A 20,284-nucleotide genomic window follows, 5' to 3' on the forward strand; every position below is an offset into this window, starting at 1 on the left:
TCAGCCCAGGTTGTCCTGAATCACGCCCAACACTTTGCGTGCCACATCGGCCGGCGCCACGGTGTTGATGTTCTTCTCGACGGTGACCTGGACGTTCTCGCCTACCTTGCTCAGGCGAACCTGATAGCGCTCGGCACGGGCTTCGATCTCTTCCTTGGCCGGCTTGCTGCCGAACAACTTGCCGAAGAAGCCCGGCTCGTCGTCTTTCTTCTCGGCTTTTTCCGCCAGGTTGATGTAGTACAGGCCCAGGCTGCGGTTGATGTCCTCAACCCGCCATTCGCCCTGTTCCAGGGCACGGCCAACGCTGGACCAGGCGCGATCGAGGTCGGCGCCCAGGTTCAGCACCGGGTTGCCGCTGCCATCCTCGCTGAGGCTGACTCGGCTCGGGGTATCGAAATCGCGGGCCGCCAGCAGAGACACCGAACCGCCCTTCTCGGAGGTGCGGCTCATGCTTGCCAGCATGTCGTCCACCAGCGCTGCGTCCAGGCCGGTGTTGACCGAACGGTTGGTGAACTCCACGTCGGCAGTGCTGCCGGCGGGACGCTCGGCACTGACCACGTAGACTTCACTGGTGTTGCGCTGCACGCCTGGCTCGATGCGTACCCGCACACGGGTTTCGCTGTCGGCGGCGACGCCGGCACTGCTCAGGCGCTTGGCCACGGCAGCGGAAAGCTCGTCGGAACGCTGCCAGCCGGTGGTGAACTCACCGGTTTGCGGGCGCTGCTGATCCAGGCGGAAACCGTTGTCCTGGAAGAACTGCACCGCCACTGGCCAGACTTCGGCCGGTGGATGCTGGGCCATGACCCAACGCGAATCACCGCTCTTTTGCAGGGTGTAGTCGCTGGCATCGGCAATGGCCGACAGCGGCTGTGGACGAGGCACTTCGTACTCGCCCTTGACGTTGTCGTCGGCCACGTTGCGCGGAATCGGCAGCAGAGGGTCCAGACGCTTGGCGGTCTGTACATCCGGCGGCAATTGCATCGGTGCTGTTTGTTGCGCTTGCAGGTAATCGCTACCCCGGTCACGGAAGTAGCCTTCCGGGCCCCAGATCCAACCGCAGCCACTGGTGCTGGAGATAATCAAGGCAAGTGCGGAAAGTCCGGCCATTCGCTTCATGCGTTGTACTTCCTCAATTAAACCAAGACGCCGGACTGGCGCATGGCCTGCCGCAGCGGTTCGTGACAGGCGGCACTGAGCCAGGTGAGCGGCAGACGGATACCGTCCGGCATCAAGCCCATTTCGTGCAGGGCCCATTTCACGGGAATAGGGTTGGATTCGATGAACAGAGTCTTGTTCAGCGGCATCAGGGTCTCGTGGATCTCCCGGGCCTTGGCAGCATCGCCGGCCATGGCCGCGGCGCACATCTGGCTCATGGCCCGTGGCGCGACGTTGGCGGTCACCGAGATATTGCCCTTGCCGCCCAGCAGGATCAGCTCGACTGCGGTGGCGTCATCGCCGGAGTACACCAGGAAATCGCCGGGCACGCCGGCCAGGATGGCCTTGGCGCGCTGCAGGTCGCCGGTGGCTTCCTTGATGCCGATGATGTTCTTCACGGAGGACAGGCGGATCACGGTCTCGGCCTGCATGTCGCATGCGGTGCGGCCCGGAACGTTGTAGAGGATCTGCGGGATGTCCACGGCCTCGGCAATGGCGCGGAAATGCTGGTACAGGCCTTCCTGGGTCGGCTTGTTGTAGTACGGGGTCACCAGCAGGCACGCATCGGCGCCGGCGATCTTCGCATTGGTGGTCAGCTCGATCGCTTCGCGCGTCGAGTTGGCGCCGGTACCGGCGATCACCGGAATGCGCCCTGCAACCTGGGTGACCACCCGACGAATCACTTCGATGTGCTCGTTCACATCCAGGGTGGCCGACTCACCTGTGGTGCCGACCGCCACGATGGCGTTGGTGCCCTCTTGCAGGTGGAAGTCCACCAGTTTGCTCAGGCTGTCCCAGTCGAGATTTCCCTGTGCATCCATGGGTGTGACCAGTGCCACCATACTGCCCGCAATCATGCAACCGCTCCTGCCGGAAAAAGAGAGCGGTAATGGTACTGGCGCCAAGTTCCTTGCACAAGCGAAGTCCCGCGCCATGAGCATTCCCCTGAGCGATGGTTTTCGCTACCCTTCAGGCTTTGATCGCTACTGATAAGCGTGTAGACCGGGTTATCGCCTGCCTGTTGGATCTGCAAAGCCCCATTCCCGCGTTGCCAGCCTGTGTTCCGAGCGTTTCGGGGCCAGTCGCCGGCTTGTGGTCCGAGGCCTTGAAGTTCCGCCGGCGACGCTTGCCCGGTACTGGCTTGTCAAAAAGTACCGACCGCTCATCGCTTTAGGAATGCTGCATGTCCACCCCCACAGTTCGCGAACAATTCCTTGTCATCAGTGCCCTCGGCGCCAACCCCATGGAGCTGACCAACGTCCTGTGCCGCGCCAGCCATGAAAACCGCTGCGCCGTGGTGACGTCGCGCCTGACCCGGCATGGCGAGTGCAGCGCGCTGGTTCTGGAGATTTCCGGCAGCTGGGACGCCCTGGCGCGCCTGGAAAGCAGCCTGCCGTTCCTGGCCAAGAAGCATGCCTTCACGGTCAACGTGGTGCGCAGCGCCGCCCTGGAAAGCCGCCCCCAGGCCCTGCCTTACGTGGCCTACGTCAGCGCCGCGTACCGCTCGGACATCGTCAATGAGCTGTGCCAGTTCTTCATCGACCATCAGGTCGAGCTGGAAAACCTCACCTGCGATACCTACCAGGCTCCACAGACCGGCGGCACCATGCTCAATGCCACCTTTACCGTGACCCTGCCCGCCGGCACTCAGATCAGTTGGCTGCGCGACCAGTTCCTGGACTTTGCCGATGCCATGAACCTCGACGCGCTGATCGAACCCTGGCGCCCACAGAACCCTATGTAAGGAAGCCCCATGGCCGTTGCTATCGATCAACCTATTGCCGATTTCCAGGCCCCCGCCACCAGCGGGCAGACCGTCAGCCTGTCCGACCTCAAGGGCAAGCAAGTGGTGATCTACTTCTATCCCAAGGACAGCACCCCGGGCTGCACCACCGAAGGCCAGGGCTTTCGCGATCAATACGCCGCCTTCCAGGCTGCCAACACCGAAGTCTTCGGCGTTTCCCGCGACAGCCTGAAGTCCCACGAGAACTTCAAGTGCAAGCAGGAATTCCCCTTCGAGCTGATCAGCGACAAGGACGAAGCCGTCTGCCAGCTGTTTGACGTGATCAAGCTGAAGAAGCTCTACGGCAAGGAATACCTGGGCGTGGACCGCAGCACCTTCCTGATCGACAAGGACGGTGTGTTGCGCCAGGAATGGCGCGGGGTGAAGGTACCCGGGCACGTCGACGCCGTACTGGCCGCGGCCCAGGCCCTGAACAAGGCCTGAAATGACCGGGGCGGCTGTATCAGCCGCCCCGTTTATCTAGAGTAGAGGTGCCACCACCGGGTCCTTCCTGGGCCAGGCATCCAGCACTGCCTTGAACAGGGTCGCCAGGGGAATCGCAAAGAATATCCCCCAGAACCCCCACAGCCCGCCAAACAGCAGCACCGCACAGATGATCGCCACCGGGTGCAGGTTCACCGCGCCGGAGAACAGCAGTGGCACCAGCACGTTGCCATCCAGGGTCTGGATGATCCCGTAGACCGCCATCAGGTAGATGAACTGATCGCTCCAGCCCCACTGGAACAGCGCAATCAGCGCCACCGGTACCGTTACCACCACGGCGCCGACATAGGGCACCACCACCGAGACCCCCACCAGCAGAGCCAACAGGGCCGCATAGTTCAGGCCCAGGGCGACGAAGGCGATGTAGGTCACCCCGCCACAGATGACGATCTCGATGACCTTGCCGCGAATGTAGTTGGCGATCTGCCGGTTCATTTCATGGGCCACGCGAGTAATCAGCGTACGTTCGCGGGGCAGATAGCTGATCACCCAGCGGCTGATCATCGCCCGATCCTTGAGGAAGAAGAACACCAGGATCGGCACCAGTACCAGGTAGATCATGATGTTCACCAGCAAGGGCAGGCTGGACAGGGAGAAGGTCAGCGCCCACTGGCCGAACTTGCCGATCTCGCCCCTGGCCACTTCGATGGCCTGCAGCACCTGCTCGTCGGACACAAGATGCGGGTAGCGCTCGGGCAACAGCAGCAACAGCGACTGCCACTTGGCGAGCATGCCCGGCAGCTCGTTGAACAGGGTGATCAACTGATGCCAGAGCAACGGCACCACCACCAGGATGAACACCAGCAGCAGCCCCATGAACAGCGCGAACACCAGCCCCACGGCCGCCCCGCCAGGCAGGCGCAGCCGCTCCAGGCTCACCACCAGCCCCTGCATCAGGTAGGCCAGGACCATCCCCGCCAGCACCGGCGCGAGCATGCCGCCCAGGGTCAGGACGGCAGTGAAGGCCAGAAACAGCAGAACGGCCAGCACCACCGCCTCTTCATCCGAGAAGTAGCGCTGAATCCAGTCACGTAGCACTTTGAACATCGATGTTCCTTAGATGAAGGCCCTCAAGGGCAGACTGCGCTCAGGCCTTTTTCAACCAGTAGCGATACACCCCGGCCTCATCCTCTTCACGCAGCAGGGTATGACCGGCCAGGCGGGCGAAAGTGCGGAAGTCACGCTGGGAGCCGGCATCGGTGGCAATGACCTTGAGTACCGCGCCACTGGCCAGGCGATTGAGTTCCATCTTGGCCTTGAGCAGCGGCAGCGGGCAGTTCAGGCCGCTGGCGTCCAGCTCGGCATCATGGGCGACAACATCGGTCATTGGGTTACTCCGATCATCAATTCAAGGCGTCTAGAATACCCTGCAAGCCAGGCCCGCCGGCAATAAAGAAGGCCGACACCAGAGCACTGCCGCGCGCTGCCGAAGCCACGATCAGGTAGACGCCGGAATTTACCCAAAAGCACTTTTTATCCTCAGAGTTTTCACTGGCTTTGTCTGGTCCCCGGCCAGGTGTCCAGCTACAGTAGAGCCTTTGTCGATTAAGGCTTTGTGCATGAATGTATTGCGCCCTACCCTGCTGACGCTCGCTTGCCTGCTCGCCTCACCGGGCTTCGCCGACGACCTGCCGTCACTTGGTGATGCCAGTTCAGCCATTGTCTCTCCGCAACAGGAATACCAACTGGGCCGTGCCTGGCTGGCGTTGCTGCGCAGCCAGGTTTCGCAGCTCAACGACCCGCAACTCAAGGACTATGTCGAAACCAGCGTCTACAAACTGGTGGAAACCAGCCAGGTCAACGACCGGCGCCTGGAGTTCATCCTGATCAACAGCCCGCAGCTCAACGCCTTCGCCGCTCCCGGGGGAATCATCGGGGTCAATGGCGGGCTGTTCCTCAATGCCCAGACCGAAGGCGAGTACGCCTCGGTGCTGGCACACGAACTGGCGCACCTTTCCCAGCGCCACTTCGCCCGTGGGGTCGAAGCCCAGCAGCGCATGCAGGTGCCGATGATGGCCGCCCTGCTGGCCGGGATCGTGATTGCCGCCGCTGGCGCCGGGGACGCGGGGATCGCCACCATCGCCGGCACCCAGGCCGCAGCCATCCAGGAACAGCGGCGCTTCTCCCGGCAGAACGAGCAGGAAGCCGACCGCATCGGCATCCTCAACCTGGAAAAGGCCGGCTACGACCCGCGCTCGATGCCCACCATGTTCGAACGCCTGATGCGCCAGTACCGCTTCGATGCCAAGCCGCCGGAATTTCTCCTGACTCACCCGGTGACCGAATCGCGGATCGCCGACACCCGCAACCGTGCGGAACAGGCCCGGCAAGGCGGCACCGAAGACAGCCTTCGCTACCAGTTGATCCGCGCCCGGGTGCAACTGACCTATGAGGAATCGCCAGGGCTGGCCGCCAAGCGCTTTCGCGCGCAGCTCGATGAGAACCCGAAGAACGACATCGCTCGCTACGGCCTGGCCATCGCCCAGATCAAGGGCAGCCAGTGGAACGAAGCACGGGAAAACCTCAAGCCGCTGCTGGCCAAGTCGCCCAACGACGTGACCTACAACCTGGCTCAGATCGAACTGGACATGGCCAACAGCCGCCTGCCGGACGCGCAGACTCGGGTCGAAAGGATGCTCAACCTGTACCCGGGCAATTACCCCTTGAACCAGATCCGCGTGGACCTGCTGCTCAAGCAGAACCGCCCGGCCGATGCCGAAAAGGCCCTGGAAGGCCTGCTGAAAAGCCGCCCGGACGACCCGGATGTCTGGTACCTGGTGGCGGAAACCCGCGGCCTGTCGGGCAATATCATCGGCCTGCACCAGGCCCGAGCCGAGTACTTCGCCCTGGTGGGCGACTATCGCCAGGCCATCCAGCAGCTGGACTTCGCCAAGCGCCGGGCCGGCAGCAACTTCCCCCTGTCGTCGAGGATCGACGCTCGCCAGCGCGAGATGATGGACCAGGAACAGATGGTCAAGGACATGATGCGCTGACATTGACGCAAGCCACAAAAAAGCCCGCCTCTTACGAGGCGGGCTTTTTATTGGGCAACCTCAGAGGCTGGCGAATTACTCGGCCAGCTTGAAGGTGATGAAGCTGGCTCGCCCCTGACGCAGTACCCGCATGGACACCGAGCGGTTCTTCGGCAATGCCTTGGCGATTTCAGTGAACTCCTTCGCCGAAGTGATCGCCTGATTGTTCAGGTGAGTGATCACGTCGCCCGGCTGCAAGCCGATCAGCGCCGCAGGACCGTCCTGGACTTCCTTGATGACTACCCCGCCCTTGAGGTCGAAGGCTTTCTTCTGCTCATCGTTGAGCTCGACCACCGCTACACCCAGACGGTTGCTGCTGCGCTCGACACCCGACTTGGGCAGCATGCTCAGGTCTTTGTCTTCTTCAGGAATAGCGCCGACGGTCAGCTCGACATTCTTGCGCTTGCCGTCGCGGATCACTTCCAGGTTGGCCTTGGCCCCGGCCTTCAGCGCGCCTACCAGGTGCGGCAGGTCGGCCGACATGACGATGGGCTGGCCATTGAGGCTGAGGATCACGTCACCCACTTGCAGGCCGCCCTTGGCCGCCGGGCCATCATCCTGGATCTGTGCCACCAGCGCGCCGGCCGGTTTCTCCAGGCCGAAGGATTCAGCCAGGTCCTTGTTGACCTCCTGGATTACCACGCCAAGCCAGCCACGGCTGACTTTGCCACCGGTTTTCAGCTGGTTGGAAACGTCCATCGCCACATCGATCGGGATGGCGAAAGACACGCCCATGAAACCACCGGAGCGGGTGTAGATCTGCGAGTTGATCCCCACCACTTCACCGGCCAGGTTGAACAGCGGGCCACCGGAGTTGCCCGGGTTGATAGGCACGTCGGTCTGGATGAACGGCACGTAGTTTTCGTTCGGCAGGCTGCGACCGATGGCACTGACGATACCCTGGGTCACGGTATGGTCGAAGCCGAACGGCGAGCCGATGGCCACCACCCACTGGCCGGCCTTGAGGTCCTGGGATTTACCCAGTTTCAGCACCGGCAGGTCTTTGCCATCGATTTTCAGCAGTGCTACGTCGGAGCGTGGGTCGGTACCGATCAGCTTGGCTTTCAGCTCACTGCGATCGGCCAGACGCACAAGAATTTCGTCCGCATCGGCGATCACGTGGTTGTTGGTGAGGATGTAACCGTCCGCGGAGATGATGAACCCGGAACCCAGCGACTGCGCTTCGCGCTGACGATCCCCGCGCGGAGAGCGTGGCTGGGGCATGCCCCGTTCGAAGAACTCGCGCAGCATTGGCGGCAGGCCTTCGAGGTCGGGCATCTGCGCCGAATTGGAAACCCGGCGGTCCGGCAGTTTCTGCGTGGTACTGATGTTCACCACCGCAGGCGAGGCCTGCTCGACCAGTTGGGTGAAATCAGGCAGCTCGGCCGCCTGGGCAGAAACGGCCTGCCCAAGCACCAGCACGGTGGCAAGAATGGTGAAGTAGGACTTCAAGCGTGGTATCGACATACGGCTCCCGTTACGACGAGCGTGGTTAAGCGATATGGAACAGCAAATACCGAAACTGCAGGGGCGGCATCTTTGTTCCAGGAACGACAAATAAGGTCAGAACCGAGGGGGTTCTGACCTATAGAAAAACTCTGGGAATTTTGCAAATGAAATTGCTGACCAAACATTTCATCTTCTCAATTGTGGAGCGGGCATCACTGACCTCTTACACAACCAACAAAGGCTCATTGCTTGGCAGTGGTATCGGAACGCATCGACAGCGCAATACGTTCAGCAGTACCAATGGGGATCTCCCCGACCACCGTGACCATCATCTCGCCATCGGGGGTAGTCAGGCGGCGTGATACAGCCACCGTAGGTCCGAGCTGAGTGCGGGTATCGGTGACCGACGCGCCGTTGAGTGGCTCGAGAAACACCGAAAAGCGCGCCAGACCATCGTCATACAGCAGGCTGTTGACCATGGATTTGGTTTCCGGATCCTTGCGGGCACTGCTGCTGGTCAATTCGAAGCCCGGAGGGAGCCAGTCGGAATGCCAGGTTTGCACAGTCTTGACCGCCGAGGCCTTGTCGCTGTCCAGAGACACCGGCTTGCAGCCAGCGCTGGGACGCAACTCGACGTCGTCAGGCACATCCGCAGTATCCAGGCGAGTGAACTGGAAGCGCTCCAGCAACTGCCCCTTGTCGTTGAGCAACAGGGACTTGAGCGGCAGCCCGGTCTCACGATCTAGGTGCAGCTCGAAACCATAGCGATGCTGGTCCTTGGGCGTGACCGAGACGATCACCGCCTGGCGACCGGCCACGCGCGACTTGCCGATGACAGCAAGGTTGTACCAATTCTTGAGTTTTTGCGGGTCCAGGGCTCGGGCAGCACCGTCCGGGGAATCCCCGAGCCCTGCCACCAACTCGCCACTGACGCACTGGGTACGACCATCGACACGCACCACCTCTTGAGCGGACCCATCGAGCTGGATCAACCGCTCACGGACCTTTCCATCCTGGACACGATGCCAGATGTTATGGGTAGAAAAACTACCGTTGCGCTCGTAAACGAAAGTGCCCTGAAAGCTTTGCCGCTGTTCCGCTTGCCCAAGACGCTGCAACCAGTCCTGGGCTTCGTCGGCATGGGCTGGAACCGCAAACCAGCCACTGAGCAGAAGCGTTAATAGAGGTATGGCGCGCATGATCCTCCTTAGCGGTTTTCCAGGCTTGCCGCACGGGCGTAAGGCAGAGCGCTTTCAGTGCCTTTGAGTGCAGCTTGCTGGGCGTGCTGGCGCAAGTAGCTTGGCAGACGCTGATCGTGCCAGCCTGGCTGCCCTTGCAGTACGCCATTGGCCATGGGACCAGTAGCTTCCGAGCTTTCATTGTAGCCGGCCAGTACTGCCGGCCCTTTGACTTGTGGAGTCGCCAGGGTGGGCTGGCCGGTTTGCTGTGCCAGTTCGACACCTGCGATCTCGTCCTGGTTGTACAGGCGAACACCGGCCAGCACGGCCACGGTCACCGAGGCAGCTACTGCCAGACGGCCCAGGCTGCGCCAAGGTCCGCGGGAGGCTTTGGCCGGCACGGCCTCATCAGCCAGAGCTGCAGAAACGGCAGCGGCGATGTCCAGACGCGGAAGCAGCAACTCCTTGTGCATGGCTGCCCGGGCGATTTGATAACGGGCCCAGGTCTCACGGGTTTCCACTTCGTCGACGGCATTCAATACCCGACGCAATTCCAGTTCGTCCGCTTCGTTATCCATCACCGCGGACAGCGATTCCTGCAGGGCTTCACGACTCATGGCGGTTCCTCTCTTGGCTGTCGCCGCTGTCTCAGGTTTCCTGCAACAACGGCTGCAGGGCTTTATCGATGGCTTCCCGAGCGCGGAAAATCCGGGAGCGCACGGTACCCACCGGACACTGCATGACGCTGGCAATGTCCTCGTAACTCAGACCATCGAATTCACGTAAAGTTAAGGCCGTACGCAAATCTTCAGGCAGTTGCTGGATGGTTCGATGGACGGTGCCCTCGATCTCATCCCGCAGCAACGCACGCTCCGGCGATTCGAGATCCTTCAGGCCATGATCGCCGTCATAGAACTCCGCATCCTCAGAACTTACATCGCTATCCGGCGGCCTGCGGCCGCGTGAAACCAGATAGTTTTTCGCCGTGTTGATGGCGATACGGTACAGCCACGTGTAAAACGCGCTGTCACCCCGAAAATTACCTAGCGCACGGTAAGCCTTGATAAAAGCTTCTTGTGCAACATCCTGGGCTTCATGGGTGTCGTGCACGAAACGCACGATCAACCCGAGAATTTTGTGCTGGTACTTCAGCACGAGCAGATCGAACGCTCGCTTGTCGCCACGCTGAACGCGCTCGACCAGCTGCTGATCCTCTTCCTGGGTTAGCATGAACACTCCTCGATAAGCTCGGAGGAGGCTTGCATCACTAAACGATCAGGCTTGCAAACATAGACTCGGGCTTTTCGCAAAAGTTCTCCCCCTCCAAGCAAGTTTCCTGCGGGCTCTGATCCGGCACGCACGAAAAACGCAGCACGGGCGAGGCCGGCTGCGCGAATAATCCTGTCGTCGAATTCTGTCACAAGGGACACACTGTAAACCTTGGATATAACCGACGCTGTCCCTTCTTTCAGGCAACCTTCTATTGAGTTTGGGGCCTTGGCAAAAGTTCCCAATCTTTATAGCTGCGCCAGACGAAGATTGTGTAACGGTGGCAAGAAAAACCGCCCTATGTCTTCGATCAGCCGCTCCAGAGGCTGGAATGCTCCGAATATCGGACTGACCGAGAGCAACGCTTTTGCTCGGTGAAGTCGCACAATGCCATGAAGGCGCGACTATTGTGCCGATCCCCCCCTCTATATACTAGTGGGCTGTGTGGCTGCTTTGACTTGCCGATTCAGGCGTCTTGCGCCAACCCCTTCCCGGGTCGCTTTGAGCGGAATCCTTCAAATGAGCCAACAGTTTCAACACGATGTTCTGGTGATTGGCAGCGGTGCCGCCGGCTTGAGCCTGGCCCTGACCCTGCCCAGCCACCTGCGTATTGCCGTCTTGAGCAAAGGCGACCTCGCCAACGGCTCGACATTCAGGGCCCAGGGCGGCATCGCGGCCGTGCTGGATGATACCGACACCGTAGAATCCCACGTCGATGACACCCTCAATGCCGGCGGCGGCCTGTGCCACGAGGATGCGGTGCGCTTTACCGTTGAACACAGCCGCGAGGCCATCCAGTGGCTGATCGACCAGGGTGTGCCCTTTACCCGCGACGAAGACTCCAGCAGCGACGACAACAGCTTCGAATTCCACCTGACCCGCGAGGGCGGCCACAGCCACCGGCGGATCATCCACGCGGCGGACGCCACCGGTGCGGCCATCTTCAAGACCCTGCTGGCCCAGGCTCGGCAACACCCCAATATCGAATTGCTGGAACAACGGGTCGCCGTCGACCTGATCACCGAAAAACGCCTGGGGCTGGAAGGCGACCGCTGCCTGGGAGCCTACGTGCTCAACCGCAGCACCGGCCAGGTCGACACCTTCGGCGCACGCTTCGTGATCCTCGCCTCCGGCGGCGCAGCCAAGGTCTACCTCTATACCAGCAACCCCGACAGTGCCTGCGGCGACGGTATCGCCATGGCCTGGCGCTCGGGCTGCCGGGTGGCCAACCTGGAATTCAACCAGTTCCACCCCACCTGCCTGTATCACCCATTGGCCAAGAGCTTCCTGATTACCGAAGCCCTGCGTGGCGAAGGCGCCCACCTCAAGCTGCCCAACGGCGAACGCTTCATGCCGCGCTTCGACCCTCGGGCCGAGCTGGCACCACGGGACATCGTGGCCCGGGCCATCGACCATGAAATGAAGCGCCTGGGCATCGACTGCGTGTACCTGGACATCAGCCACAAGCCGGAAGCCTTCATCAAGAGCCACTTCCCCACCGTTTACGAGCGTTGCCTGGAGTTTTCCATCGATATCACCCGGCAGCCGATCCCGGTGGTGCCGGCCGCGCACTACACCTGCGGCGGGGTGATGGTGGACCAACAGGGCCGCACCGACGTGCCGGGCCTGTACGCCATTGGCGAAACCAGCTTCACCGGCCTGCACGGCGCCAACCGGATGGCCAGCAACTCGTTGCTGGAGTGCTTCGTCTACGCCCGTTCGGCGGCGGCCGACATCCTTCGGCAACTGCCCCAGGTGTCGATCCCCATCGCCCTGCCCGCCTGGGATGCCAGCCAGGTCACCGATTCCGATGAGGACGTGATCATTGCGCACAACTGGGACGAGTTGCGGCGGTTCATGTGGGACTACGTAGGCATAGTGCGTACCAACAAGCGCCTGCAGCGGGCCCAGCACCGGGTGCGCCTGCTGCTGGACGAGATCGACGAGTTCTACAGCAACTACAAGGTCAGCCGTGACCTGATCGAGCTGCGCAACCTGGCCCAGGTGGCCGAGCTAATGATTCTCTCGGCCATGGAGCGCAAGGAGAGCCGCGGCCTGCACTACACCCTGGACTACCCGCAGATGCTGCCCGAGGCCCGGGACACTATTCTGGTGCCGCCCACCTACGCCGGCTGAACTTGAGCCGCAGCCGCAGGCGCCGATGTTGGTCGGCGGCCTGCGCGTCCCGCGGTACAGAGAGGGAGCGCACCCAGCGCTCCCCCCGCAGCCGAAAACGCAGCACCACGATCAATGGCAGCGCCAGGCTGTCGGGGCGCAACTGCACGGCCTGCCACCCCTCGGATCGACTCCACAGCTGCCAGCCTTCGGGCGAATGGCGCAACCCGGTGAAGGCCCGTGGATGGTTCAAGAGAATCTGCCGCGGCAACACCCAGCCGGCATGCAGCAGGCACAACCCTAGCCCCACGAGCCTGGCGACAGACGGAAGATCCAGCAGGAAAAACGCGCCCAGGGCGAACGCCTGGGCCAGCAGGTAGGCCGCCAGCAGTTGCCGTGAGGCACGCCAGCGGCATTCGAACAACCTACTTGGGTTGGACACGGTCCAGAATCATGCGGACCATACGCTGCAGCTCGGGGTCCTCGGACTCGCTGCGCTCCATGAACCAGCCAAACATGTCCTGATCCTCGCACTCCAGCAGCTTGCGATAGCACTCGCGGTCGGTCTCATTGAGATGCGGGTACACCTCCCTGACGAACGGCACCAGCAATACGTCCAGCTCAAGCATGCCGCGGCGGCTGTGCCAGTAGAGGCGATTCAGTTCAACATCTTCAACCATGGAGCGCTCCTCAAATAGAGCGCAAGTATACAGCCCGGGGGAGACGAGAACAGTCGGCTTTGGTCGGTGGCCACCCATCCTTTGTGAACTATCCATTTCAGGGGCGCCCCCTTATGATGTGCTCCAGACTTTTTACCCTGCGATGAACCATGGCTGACTCCGCTTTTTTCTGCCCCCTCTCCCACGAAGGCGTGCTCGCTGTCCGCGGGCCTGACGCCAGCAAATTCCTTCAGGGTCAGTTGACCTGCAACCTCAATTACCTCAGTGACAGCCAGTCCAGCCTCGGCGCCCGCTGCAATCAGAAAGGCCGCATGCAATCGAGCTTCCGCATCCTTCTGGAAGGCGACGGCTGCCTCCTGGCCATGGCCCGCGAGCTGATCGAGCCGCAACTGGCGGACCTGAAGAAGTACGCGGTGTTCTCAAAGGCCAAGCTTGCCGACGAAAGCGCCAGTTGGGCGCGTTTCGGCCTGGCCGATGCCCAGGTCGCCCTGAGCGGTCTGGGCCTTGAGCTGCCCGAGGAAGACGGCTCCGTGGCCCGCGCCGATGGCCTGATCGCCTTGCGCGTATCCAGCCAGCGCGCCGAACTCTGGGTGCCGGCCGAGCGCGCCGCCAGCCTGCGCCAGCAACTGGCCGCGCAACTGCCCGAGGGCGAGCTGAACCAGTGGCTGCTGGGGCAAGTCCGCGCCGGCCTCGGCCAAGTCATGCCCGAGACCCGTGAACTGTTCATTCCACAGATGCTCAACCTGCAGGCCGTTGGCGGCGTCAGCTTCAAGAAAGGCTGCTACACCGGCCAGGAAATCGTCGCCCGCATGCAGTACCTGGGTAAGCTCAAGCGTCGCCTGTACCGCCTTGCCCTGCCTGGCGACGCCCTCCCCGTTCCAGGCACTGCGCTGTTCGCTCCCAGCCACAACAGCGCCATTGGCGAAGTGGTCCTGGCCGCCCGGGCGCAGCAGGGCGTGGAACTGCTGGCCGTGTTGCAGGCCGAAGCGGTGGAAGGGGGCGAACTGCACCTGGAAACACTCGAAGGGCCAACCCTGCAACTGCTGGACCTGCCGTACCAGCTGGATCGCGACCGCGAGATCCAGCGCTGATTGCCTGCCTTTTCTTGCAACACCCTAGAGAACTTACATGACTGAGCTGGCGCAAAAGGTCCAACAGGATTTGCTGGAGGCCATCGGCAACGATGACCTGGTTCTGCCAACCCTGCCGGAGGTGGCCCTGCAGATTCGCCAGGCCGCCGAAGACCCGGAAATCAGCGTCAGTACCCTGAGCAAGGTGATAGGCCGCGATACCGCGCTGTCGGCGCGGCTGATCAAGGTGGTCAACAGCCCCTTGCTAAGGGCGGCCCAGGAAGTCACCGACCTGCACACGGCAATCACCCGCCTGGGGGTCAACTACAGCAGCAACCTGGCCATCGGCCTGGTGATGGAGCAGATCTTCAACGCCCGCTCCGAAGTGGTGGAACAGAAAATGCGCGATGTCTGGCGCCGCAGCCTGGAGGTGGCCGGGGTCAGTTATGCGCTGTGCCGCAGCTACAGCCAGCTCAAGCCGGACCAGGCGGCCCTGGGCGGCCTGGTGCACCAGATTGGCGTGCTGCCGATTCTTACCTACGCCGAAGACCACTACGAACTGCTCTCCGACCCGGTCAGCCTCAATCACGTGATCGAGCGCATCCACCCGTTGCTGGGAGACAAGCTGCTGCGGGTCTGGGAGTTCCCCGAGCAACTGGTGGAGATCCCCGGGCAATACCTGGACTTCAGCCGCCAGTCGAGCCGGATCGACTACGTCGACCTGGTCCAGGTGGCGACCCTGTACTGCCACAAGGACACCGAGCACCCGCTGTCGCGGATCGACGCCTTCAGCGTGCCGGCCTTCAAGAAGCTGGGGATAGACCCGGACAACAAGGCCATGTGCCTGGACCTGGAAGAATCCCGCTCCATGCTCTATTGAGCATCCCCTAGCCGGCTGTAAAGCTCACCCGCACCTTCAACCCCGACGGCTCGCCATCGTGCAGGCTGATCTGTGCCAGGTGCGCGCGACAGATCTCACCGACGATCGCCAGCCCCAGGCCCGAACCCGCACCCTGCTGATTGCGCCGGTAGAAGCGCTCGAAGACCCGGTCACGGTCTTCCAGGGGAATGCCCGGCCCATCGTCCTCCACCTCCAGCACCCCGGGCGGTGACACCCGCAGCACCACATTGCCACCCGGCGGAGTATGGGCCAGGGCGTTGTCCACCAGGTTGCTGAGCAGTTCATTGAGCAGGGTCGGTTCGCCCCTGAGCCACACCGGTTCGTCGGCCTCCAGGGCCAGGGCCACGCCCCGGGCATGGGCCAGAGGCGCCATGGCCATGCCCAGTTCCCGGGCCAGCTGGCTGAGGTCGAGCAACTGCGCCCCGCCCTCGGCGATCGCCCGGGCGCCGTTTTCCACCCGGGCCAGGGACAGCAACTGATTGGCCAGGTGGGTCAGGCGGTCGGTGCCCTGGGCCGCACTTTCCAGAGTGGCGCGCCAGGTATCCGGCTCACTTGCGCGCAAGCCCAGTTCCAGGCGGGCCTTGAGCGCGGCCAACGGGGTGCGCAACTCATGGGCAGCCTCGGCGATGAACTGCGCCTGGCGCTCGAACTGCCCGCGCAGGCGCTCGGTGAAATGGTTCAAGGCGCGTACCAGCGGCCACAGTTCGCGCTGCACCGAGACCAGGGGCAGCGGCCGCAGGTCGTCCGGCTGGCGCTCTTCCACCGCCCCGCGCAGGCGTTCCAGGGGGCGCAAGGCCGCACTCACCGCAAACCACACCAGCACCAGGGCGCCGATGGCCAGCATGCCCAGGCGCAGCAGGGTATCGGCCATCAGGCTGCGGGCCATGGCCACCCGCGCTTCGTCGGTCTCCGCCACGCGGATTTCCGCCATGCCGTTCATGTTCGGCTCGCTGACCGCCTTGAGCAGGCTCACCACCCGCACGTTCTGGCCCTGGTAGCGGGCGTCGTAGAAGCGCGCCAGGGCCGGGTAATCATCGGTTCGCGGCGTGCCGGGCGGCGGCCCGGGCAGGTTCTCATAACCGGAAATCAGTGTCTGATGGATGTCGTTGACCTGGTAGTAGATGCGCCCGGCGCTGTCGTAGGCAAAGGTGTCCAGGGCCACATAGGGCACGTTGGCACTCAGGCTGCCATCGCGCTGGGACAAGCCGGCGGCGATGGTTCGCGCCGAAGCCAGCAAGGTCCGGTCATAGGCGGTATCGGCGGCCTCACGGCCGTTCCAGTAGGCGCTCAGGCCGCTGGCCAGCATCAGCACCACCAGCAGCAGTGCGAGGTTCCACAGCAAGCGCCAGCGCAGGCTGCTGGGCTTATGCATCGCGGCTTTCCAGCAGGTAGCCCAGGCCGCGGAAGGTGACGATGGCGACCGCATGGCCGTCGAGCTTCTTGCGCAGGCGGTGCACGTAGATCTCGATGGCGTCGGGGCTGGCCTCTTCGTCCAGGCCGAACACCTGGGAGGCCAGTTGCTCCTTGCTCATGACCCGGCCGGGGCGGGCGATCAAGGCTTCGAGCACCGCCTGTTCGCGGGAAGTCAGGGTCAGCAACTCCTCGCCCAGGGTGAAACGCCGGGTGTCCAGGTCATAGGCCAGCACTCCGCAACGCTGCTGGCGCTCGCCCCCCAGCACGCTGCGGCGCAACAGGGCCTTGACCCGGGCCTCCAGCTCGGTCAGCTCGAAGGGCTTGGCCAGGTAATCGTCGGCCCCCAGGTTCAGGCCGTGGACCCGGTCCTTGACGTCACTGCGGGCGGTCAGCATCAGCACCGGCAGGTTCTTGCCGCGGGCCCGCAGGCGCGCCAGCACTTCGAAACCATCCATGCGCGGCAGGCCGACATCAAGGATCGCCACGGCGTATTCCTCGCTGCCCAGGGCCAGGTCGGCCGCCACCCCATCGTGCAGCACATCCACGGTCAGGCCGGTGCTCTTGAGCGCCTGGGCGATACTTTCGGCCAGTTGCAGGTGGTCTTCCACGAGCAGGACTCGCATGGCTGTTTACCTCGTTTCAGGGGGGATCGACGCCGCTCTTTGGCGCGGAGTGTACCGCCGCAACCGCCGCTGTGAAGCCCGAAAGCCACGAAAGTGCACTGAAAGGTTAGCGAAAGGTTGGCCCTTTAGAGTCCCGCCACGGACAGTCTCGACTGCCCTGGCCGTGAAGGCCGCTGACCCGCAAAACGCCTCGAAGCGTTTTCGTCAAAATAAGAACAATAACGGAGTACTCCAGGATGCCATCCACGCACCCTCAGGCTGTCCAGCCCACGCGCTTTTCCCGTCTGACCCCGACTGCTCTTGCCAGCGCCGCCACCCTTGCCGGTTTCGCGCCCTTGAGCCAGGCCGCCTTTATCGAAGACAGCAGCGCCACCTTCGAAACCCGCAACATGTACTTCAACCGCGACTTTCGCGACGGCACCAGCGCCCAGCAGTCCAAGCGCGACGAATGGGCCCAGGGGTTCATGCTCAACCTGCAGTCGGGCTACACCGAAGGTACCGTGGGCTTCGGCCTGGACGCCCTGGGCATGCTCGGGGTCAAGCTCGACTCCAGCCCCGACCGCACCGGTACCGGCCTGCTGCCGACCCACGATGACGGGCGCGCGGCCAACGAGTACTCCAAGCTCGGCCTGACCGGCAAGGTGAAGATTTCCGCCACCGAACTGAAAATCGGCAGCCTGATTCCGGAACTGCCGATCCTCAAGCCCAACGACGGGCGCATCCTGCCGCAGACCTTCGAGGGCGGCTTGCTGACCTCCAGGGAGATCAAGAACCTGACCTTCACCGGTGGTCGCCTGGACAAGGCCAAGGACCGCGATGACAGCAACTACGAGGATATCCGCCTCAACAACAAGAACAGCCGCTTCGCCGGCACCGTGGCCGGCAAGCACTTCAATTTCGGCGGCCTGGACTACAAGTTCACCGACAAGATCACCGGCAGCTACCACTTCGCCCAACTGGACGATGTCTACAACCAGCACTTTCTCGGCCTGGTAGCCTCCCAGCCCATGGGCCCGGGCACCTTCGGCACCGACCTGCGCCTGGCCATCAGCGACGACCAGGGCCAGGCCCGGGGCGGCAAGATCGACAACAAATCCCTCAACGGCCTGGTGAGCTACGCCCTCAACGGGCATAAACTCAGCGCCGGCTACCAGCACATGTCCGGCGACAGCGCTTTCCCCTACGTCGATGGCAGCGACCCATACCTGGTGAACTTCGTGCAGATCAACGACTTCGCCGGGGCCGAGGAGCGCTCCTGGCAAGCCCGTTACGACTTCGACTTCGCCAAGCTGGGAGTGCCCGGCCTGAGCTTCATGACCCGCTATCTCAGCGGCGACAACATTGCCCTGAAGAACGGCGACACCGGCAAAGAGTGGGAACGTAACACCGAGGTCAAATACGTAGTGCAAAGCGGCACCTTCAAGGACGTCGCCGTGCGCCTGCGCAACGCCACCTACCGTTCCAACTATTCGGCACGCGATGCGGATGAAGTACGCCTGCTGGTGAGCTACAGCGTAGCGCTGTGGTAAGCCCCCCCTATCACGCTCCTACGAAAAACGGGTCGGGGATGACCCGGACATACCTACAACAACTCCTGTGGAGACGCTCATGGACCTTTCACTGCGCAAACTCGCCCTCGCCGCCGGCTGCATGTTGTTCGCCGGCCAGTTGCTGGCAGCCTCCGCCGAGCCCAAGCGCCCGGAATGCATCGCCCCGGCCTCCCCTGGCGGCGGCTTCGACCTGACCTGCAAGCTGGCACAAAGCGCCCTGGTCAACGAGAAACTCCTCTCCAAGCCGATGCGCGTGACCTACATGCCCGGCGGTGTCGGGGCCGTAGCCTACAACGCGGTGGTGGCCCAGCGTCCGGCCGATGCCGGGACCCTGGTGGCCTGGTCCAGTGGTTCGCTGCTGAACCTGGCCCAGGGCAAGTTCGGCCGCTTCGATGAAAGCGCGGTGCGCTGGCTGGCGGCGGTGGGCACCAGCTACGGCGCCATCGCGGTGAAAAGCGATTCGCCCTACAAGAACCTCGACGATCTGGTCCAGGCCCTGAAGAAAGACCCGAGCAAAGTGGTAATCGGCTCCGGTGGCACCGTCGGCAGCCAGGACTGGATGCAGACCGCGCTGATCGCCAAGGCCGCCGGGATCAACCCGCGGGACCTGCGCTATGTCGCCCTGGAAGGCGGCGGCGAGATCGCCACTGCCCTGCTGGGCGGGCATATCCAGGTCGGCAGTACCGACATCTCCGACTCCATGCCGCATATCCTGGCCGGCGACATGCGCCTGCTGGCGGTGTTCTCCGAGCAGCGCCTGGACGAGCCGGAAATGAAAGACATCCCCACCGCCAAGGAGCAGGGCTACGACATCGTCTGGCCGGTGGTACGCGGCTTCTACCTCGGGCCTAAGGTCAGCGATGCGGAGTACGCCTGGTGGAAAGAGGCCTTCGACAAGCTGCTGGCCTCCGAAGAGTTCGCCAAGCTGCGCGACCAGCGCGAGCTGTTCCCCTTCGCCATGACCGGCCCGGAACTGGATACCTACGTGAAGAAGCAGGTAGCCGACTACAAGACCCTGGCCAAAGAGTTCGGCCTGATCCAGTGACCGTCCCTTTCTGACGGCCCGGCCCTCGCGCATCGGGGGCCGGGCCCGGGAGTTAGCCATGCTCGTTCAACGTCTCTTCGCCGCGGTGTTGCTGCTGGCCTGTGCCGGCCTGGCACTGATGGCCTGGCCCTACCAGGCGGCCTTTTCCTACGAACCGGTGGGCCCGCGGGCCTTCCCCCTGCTGATGCTCGGGCTGATGGGCCTGGCCCTGCTGTACATGCTGTTTCGCCCGGCACCGATCAAGCACAGCGAAGAAGAACCGCCCCTGGACCGGCAGACCCTGACCAAGATCGCCCTCTGCGTGGCCTTGCTGCTGGTCTTCGCCGGGGCCTTCGAGCCCTTGGGCTTCATCGTCGCCAGCATTCTCATCGGCGTGCCCATGGCCCGCCTGTACGGCGGCCGCTGGCTGCCCAGCCTGGTGATCATCTGCCTGCTCAGTGTCGGCCTCTACTGGCTGTTCGACCGGGTCATGGACGTCCCCCTGCCCCTCGGCCTGCTCGACGTTCTGGAGAATTGA

21 protein-coding genes are annotated in these 20,284 nt (G+C 62.9%); 9 read left to right on the plus strand and 12 right to left on the minus strand.

The genetic code is table 11. From position 1 onward, the window contains the following. A complete protein-coding gene (gene bamC, locus AC1RCO_RS09210; RefSeq protein ID WP_011059797.1) occupies positions 1-1,116 on the minus strand; it encodes an NlpB/DapX family lipoprotein in 1,116 nt (371 codons plus the stop codon). 17 nt (positions 1,117-1,133) lie between these two features. Beyond that, positions 1,134-2,012, minus strand: a complete 879-nt coding sequence (gene dapA, locus AC1RCO_RS09215) for a 4-hydroxy-tetrahydrodipicolinate synthase (RefSeq protein WP_011059796.1) — start codon at positions 2,010-2,012, stop codon at positions 1,134-1,136. A 326-nt stretch (positions 2,013-2,338) separates the two neighbouring features. Here dapA and AC1RCO_RS09220 point away from each other — a divergent pair, with 326 nt between their 5' ends. Continuing rightward, on the plus strand, positions 2,339-2,899 hold the full coding sequence (locus AC1RCO_RS09220; RefSeq protein ID WP_011059795.1) for a glycine cleavage system transcriptional repressor: 561 nt from the start codon (positions 2,339-2,341) through the stop codon (positions 2,897-2,899). Positions 2,900-2,908: 9 nt separating this feature from the next. Further along, positions 2,909-3,382, plus strand: coding sequence for a peroxiredoxin (locus AC1RCO_RS09225; protein ID WP_011059794.1), 474 nt, complete (start codon positions 2,909-2,911; stop codon positions 3,380-3,382). Between the two features lie 36 nt (positions 3,383-3,418). On the opposite strand, the gene AC1RCO_RS09230 is transcribed toward AC1RCO_RS09225, so the two are convergent. Further along, a complete protein-coding gene (locus AC1RCO_RS09230; RefSeq protein ID WP_011059793.1) occupies positions 3,419-4,489 on the minus strand; it encodes an AI-2E family transporter in 1,071 nt (356 codons plus the stop codon). Positions 4,490-4,529: 40 nt separating this feature from the next. Continuing rightward, positions 4,530-4,769, minus strand: coding sequence for a sulfurtransferase TusA family protein (locus AC1RCO_RS09235; protein WP_011059792.1), 240 nt, complete (start codon positions 4,767-4,769; stop codon positions 4,530-4,532). A 232-nt stretch (positions 4,770-5,001) separates the two neighbouring features. On the opposite strand from AC1RCO_RS09235, the gene AC1RCO_RS09240 reads away from it, so the two are divergent. Further along, positions 5,002-6,435 carry a M48 family metalloprotease gene (locus tag AC1RCO_RS09240; RefSeq protein WP_011059791.1) on the plus strand — a complete coding sequence of 478 codons (1,434 nt, stop codon included), beginning with the start codon at positions 5,002-5,004 and terminating at the stop codon, positions 6,433-6,435. A 75-nt stretch (positions 6,436-6,510) separates the two neighbouring features. Here AC1RCO_RS09240 and AC1RCO_RS09245 read toward each other — a convergent pair whose 3' ends face one another. The 4 genes from AC1RCO_RS09245 to rpoE all read right to left on the minus strand — a co-directional run bounded on the left by AC1RCO_RS09245 (position 6,511) and on the right by rpoE (position 10,331). Continuing rightward, complete coding sequence (locus tag AC1RCO_RS09245; RefSeq protein ID WP_011059790.1) at positions 6,511-7,941, minus strand: DegQ family serine endoprotease; 1,431 nt, start codon at positions 7,939-7,941, stop codon at positions 6,511-6,513. A gap of 224 nt (positions 7,942-8,165) precedes the next feature. Next, positions 8,166-9,122 carry a MucB/RseB C-terminal domain-containing protein gene (locus AC1RCO_RS09250; RefSeq protein WP_220223845.1) on the minus strand — a complete coding sequence of 319 codons (957 nt, stop codon included), beginning with the start codon at positions 9,120-9,122 and terminating at the stop codon, positions 8,166-8,168. An 8-nt stretch (positions 9,123-9,130) separates the two neighbouring features. Next, a complete protein-coding gene (locus AC1RCO_RS09255) occupies positions 9,131-9,718 on the minus strand; it encodes a sigma-E factor negative regulatory protein (RefSeq protein ID WP_011059788.1) in 588 nt (195 codons plus the stop codon). 31 nt (positions 9,719-9,749) lie between these two features. After that, a complete protein-coding gene (rpoE, locus tag AC1RCO_RS09260; protein ID WP_007930230.1) occupies positions 9,750-10,331 on the minus strand; it encodes an RNA polymerase sigma factor RpoE/AlgU in 582 nt (193 codons plus the stop codon). Positions 10,332-10,889: 558 nt separating this feature from the next. Between rpoE and nadB the strand changes: the two genes are divergently transcribed. After that, positions 10,890-12,506: an L-aspartate oxidase gene (nadB, locus tag AC1RCO_RS09265; RefSeq protein ID WP_492617650.1), complete on the plus strand. Its 1,617-nt coding sequence runs from the start codon at positions 10,890-10,892 to the stop codon at positions 12,504-12,506. Here nadB and AC1RCO_RS09270 read toward each other — a convergent pair. Beyond that, a complete protein-coding gene (locus AC1RCO_RS09270; RefSeq protein ID WP_410036304.1) occupies positions 12,475-12,927 on the minus strand; it encodes a protein YgfX in 453 nt (150 codons plus the stop codon). The genes nadB and AC1RCO_RS09270 overlap by 32 nt on opposite strands. Beyond that, the gene (locus AC1RCO_RS09275) at positions 12,911-13,165 is read right to left on the minus strand and encodes an FAD assembly factor SdhE (protein ID WP_011059785.1); all 255 of its coding nucleotides are present in this window, start codon (positions 13,163-13,165) and stop codon (positions 12,911-12,913) included. Before AC1RCO_RS09275 ends, AC1RCO_RS09270 begins: the two co-directional genes overlap by 17 nt. 149 nt (positions 13,166-13,314) lie before the next feature. Here AC1RCO_RS09275 and ygfZ point away from each other — a divergent pair, with 149 nt between their 5' ends. Both ygfZ and AC1RCO_RS09285 read left to right on the plus strand, forming a co-directional pair. Next, positions 13,315-14,256: a CAF17-like 4Fe-4S cluster assembly/insertion protein YgfZ gene (gene ygfZ, locus AC1RCO_RS09280; RefSeq protein WP_011059784.1), complete on the plus strand. Its 942-nt coding sequence runs from the start codon at positions 13,315-13,317 to the stop codon at positions 14,254-14,256. A gap of 37 nt (positions 14,257-14,293) precedes the next feature. Next, on the plus strand, positions 14,294-15,115 hold the full coding sequence (locus AC1RCO_RS09285) for an HDOD domain-containing protein (protein WP_011059783.1): 822 nt from the start codon (positions 14,294-14,296) through the stop codon (positions 15,113-15,115). Positions 15,116-15,122: 7 nt separating this feature from the next. Here the strand turns inward: AC1RCO_RS09285 and AC1RCO_RS09290 are convergent, their stop codons facing one another. Together AC1RCO_RS09290 and AC1RCO_RS09295 are read right to left on the minus strand one after the other, a co-directional pair. After that, a complete protein-coding gene (locus AC1RCO_RS09290) occupies positions 15,123-16,508 on the minus strand; it encodes a sensor histidine kinase (protein ID WP_011059782.1) in 1,386 nt (461 codons plus the stop codon). Beyond that, entirely contained in the window at positions 16,501-17,172 is a 672-nt protein-coding gene (locus AC1RCO_RS09295; RefSeq protein ID WP_011059781.1) for a response regulator, read from the minus strand. Before AC1RCO_RS09295 ends, AC1RCO_RS09290 begins: the two co-directional genes overlap by 8 nt. 236 nt (positions 17,173-17,408) lie before the next feature. On the opposite strand from AC1RCO_RS09295, the gene AC1RCO_RS09300 reads away from it, so the two are divergent. The 3 genes from AC1RCO_RS09300 to AC1RCO_RS09310 all read left to right on the plus strand — a co-directional run bounded on the left by AC1RCO_RS09300 (position 17,409) and on the right by AC1RCO_RS09310 (position 20,284). Further along, entirely contained in the window at positions 17,409-18,701 is a 1,293-nt protein-coding gene (locus AC1RCO_RS09300; RefSeq protein WP_169892607.1) for an OprD family porin, read from the plus strand. Between the two features lie 79 nt (positions 18,702-18,780). Further along, a complete protein-coding gene (locus AC1RCO_RS09305; RefSeq protein ID WP_011059779.1) occupies positions 18,781-19,767 on the plus strand; it encodes a Bug family tripartite tricarboxylate transporter substrate binding protein in 987 nt (328 codons plus the stop codon). Positions 19,768-19,825: 58 nt separating this feature from the next. Then, positions 19,826-20,284, plus strand: coding sequence for a tripartite tricarboxylate transporter TctB family protein (locus AC1RCO_RS09310; protein ID WP_011059778.1), 459 nt, complete (start codon positions 19,826-19,828; stop codon positions 20,282-20,284).

This window comes from Pseudomonas sp. GW823-FHT03E05, assembly GCF_058796855.1.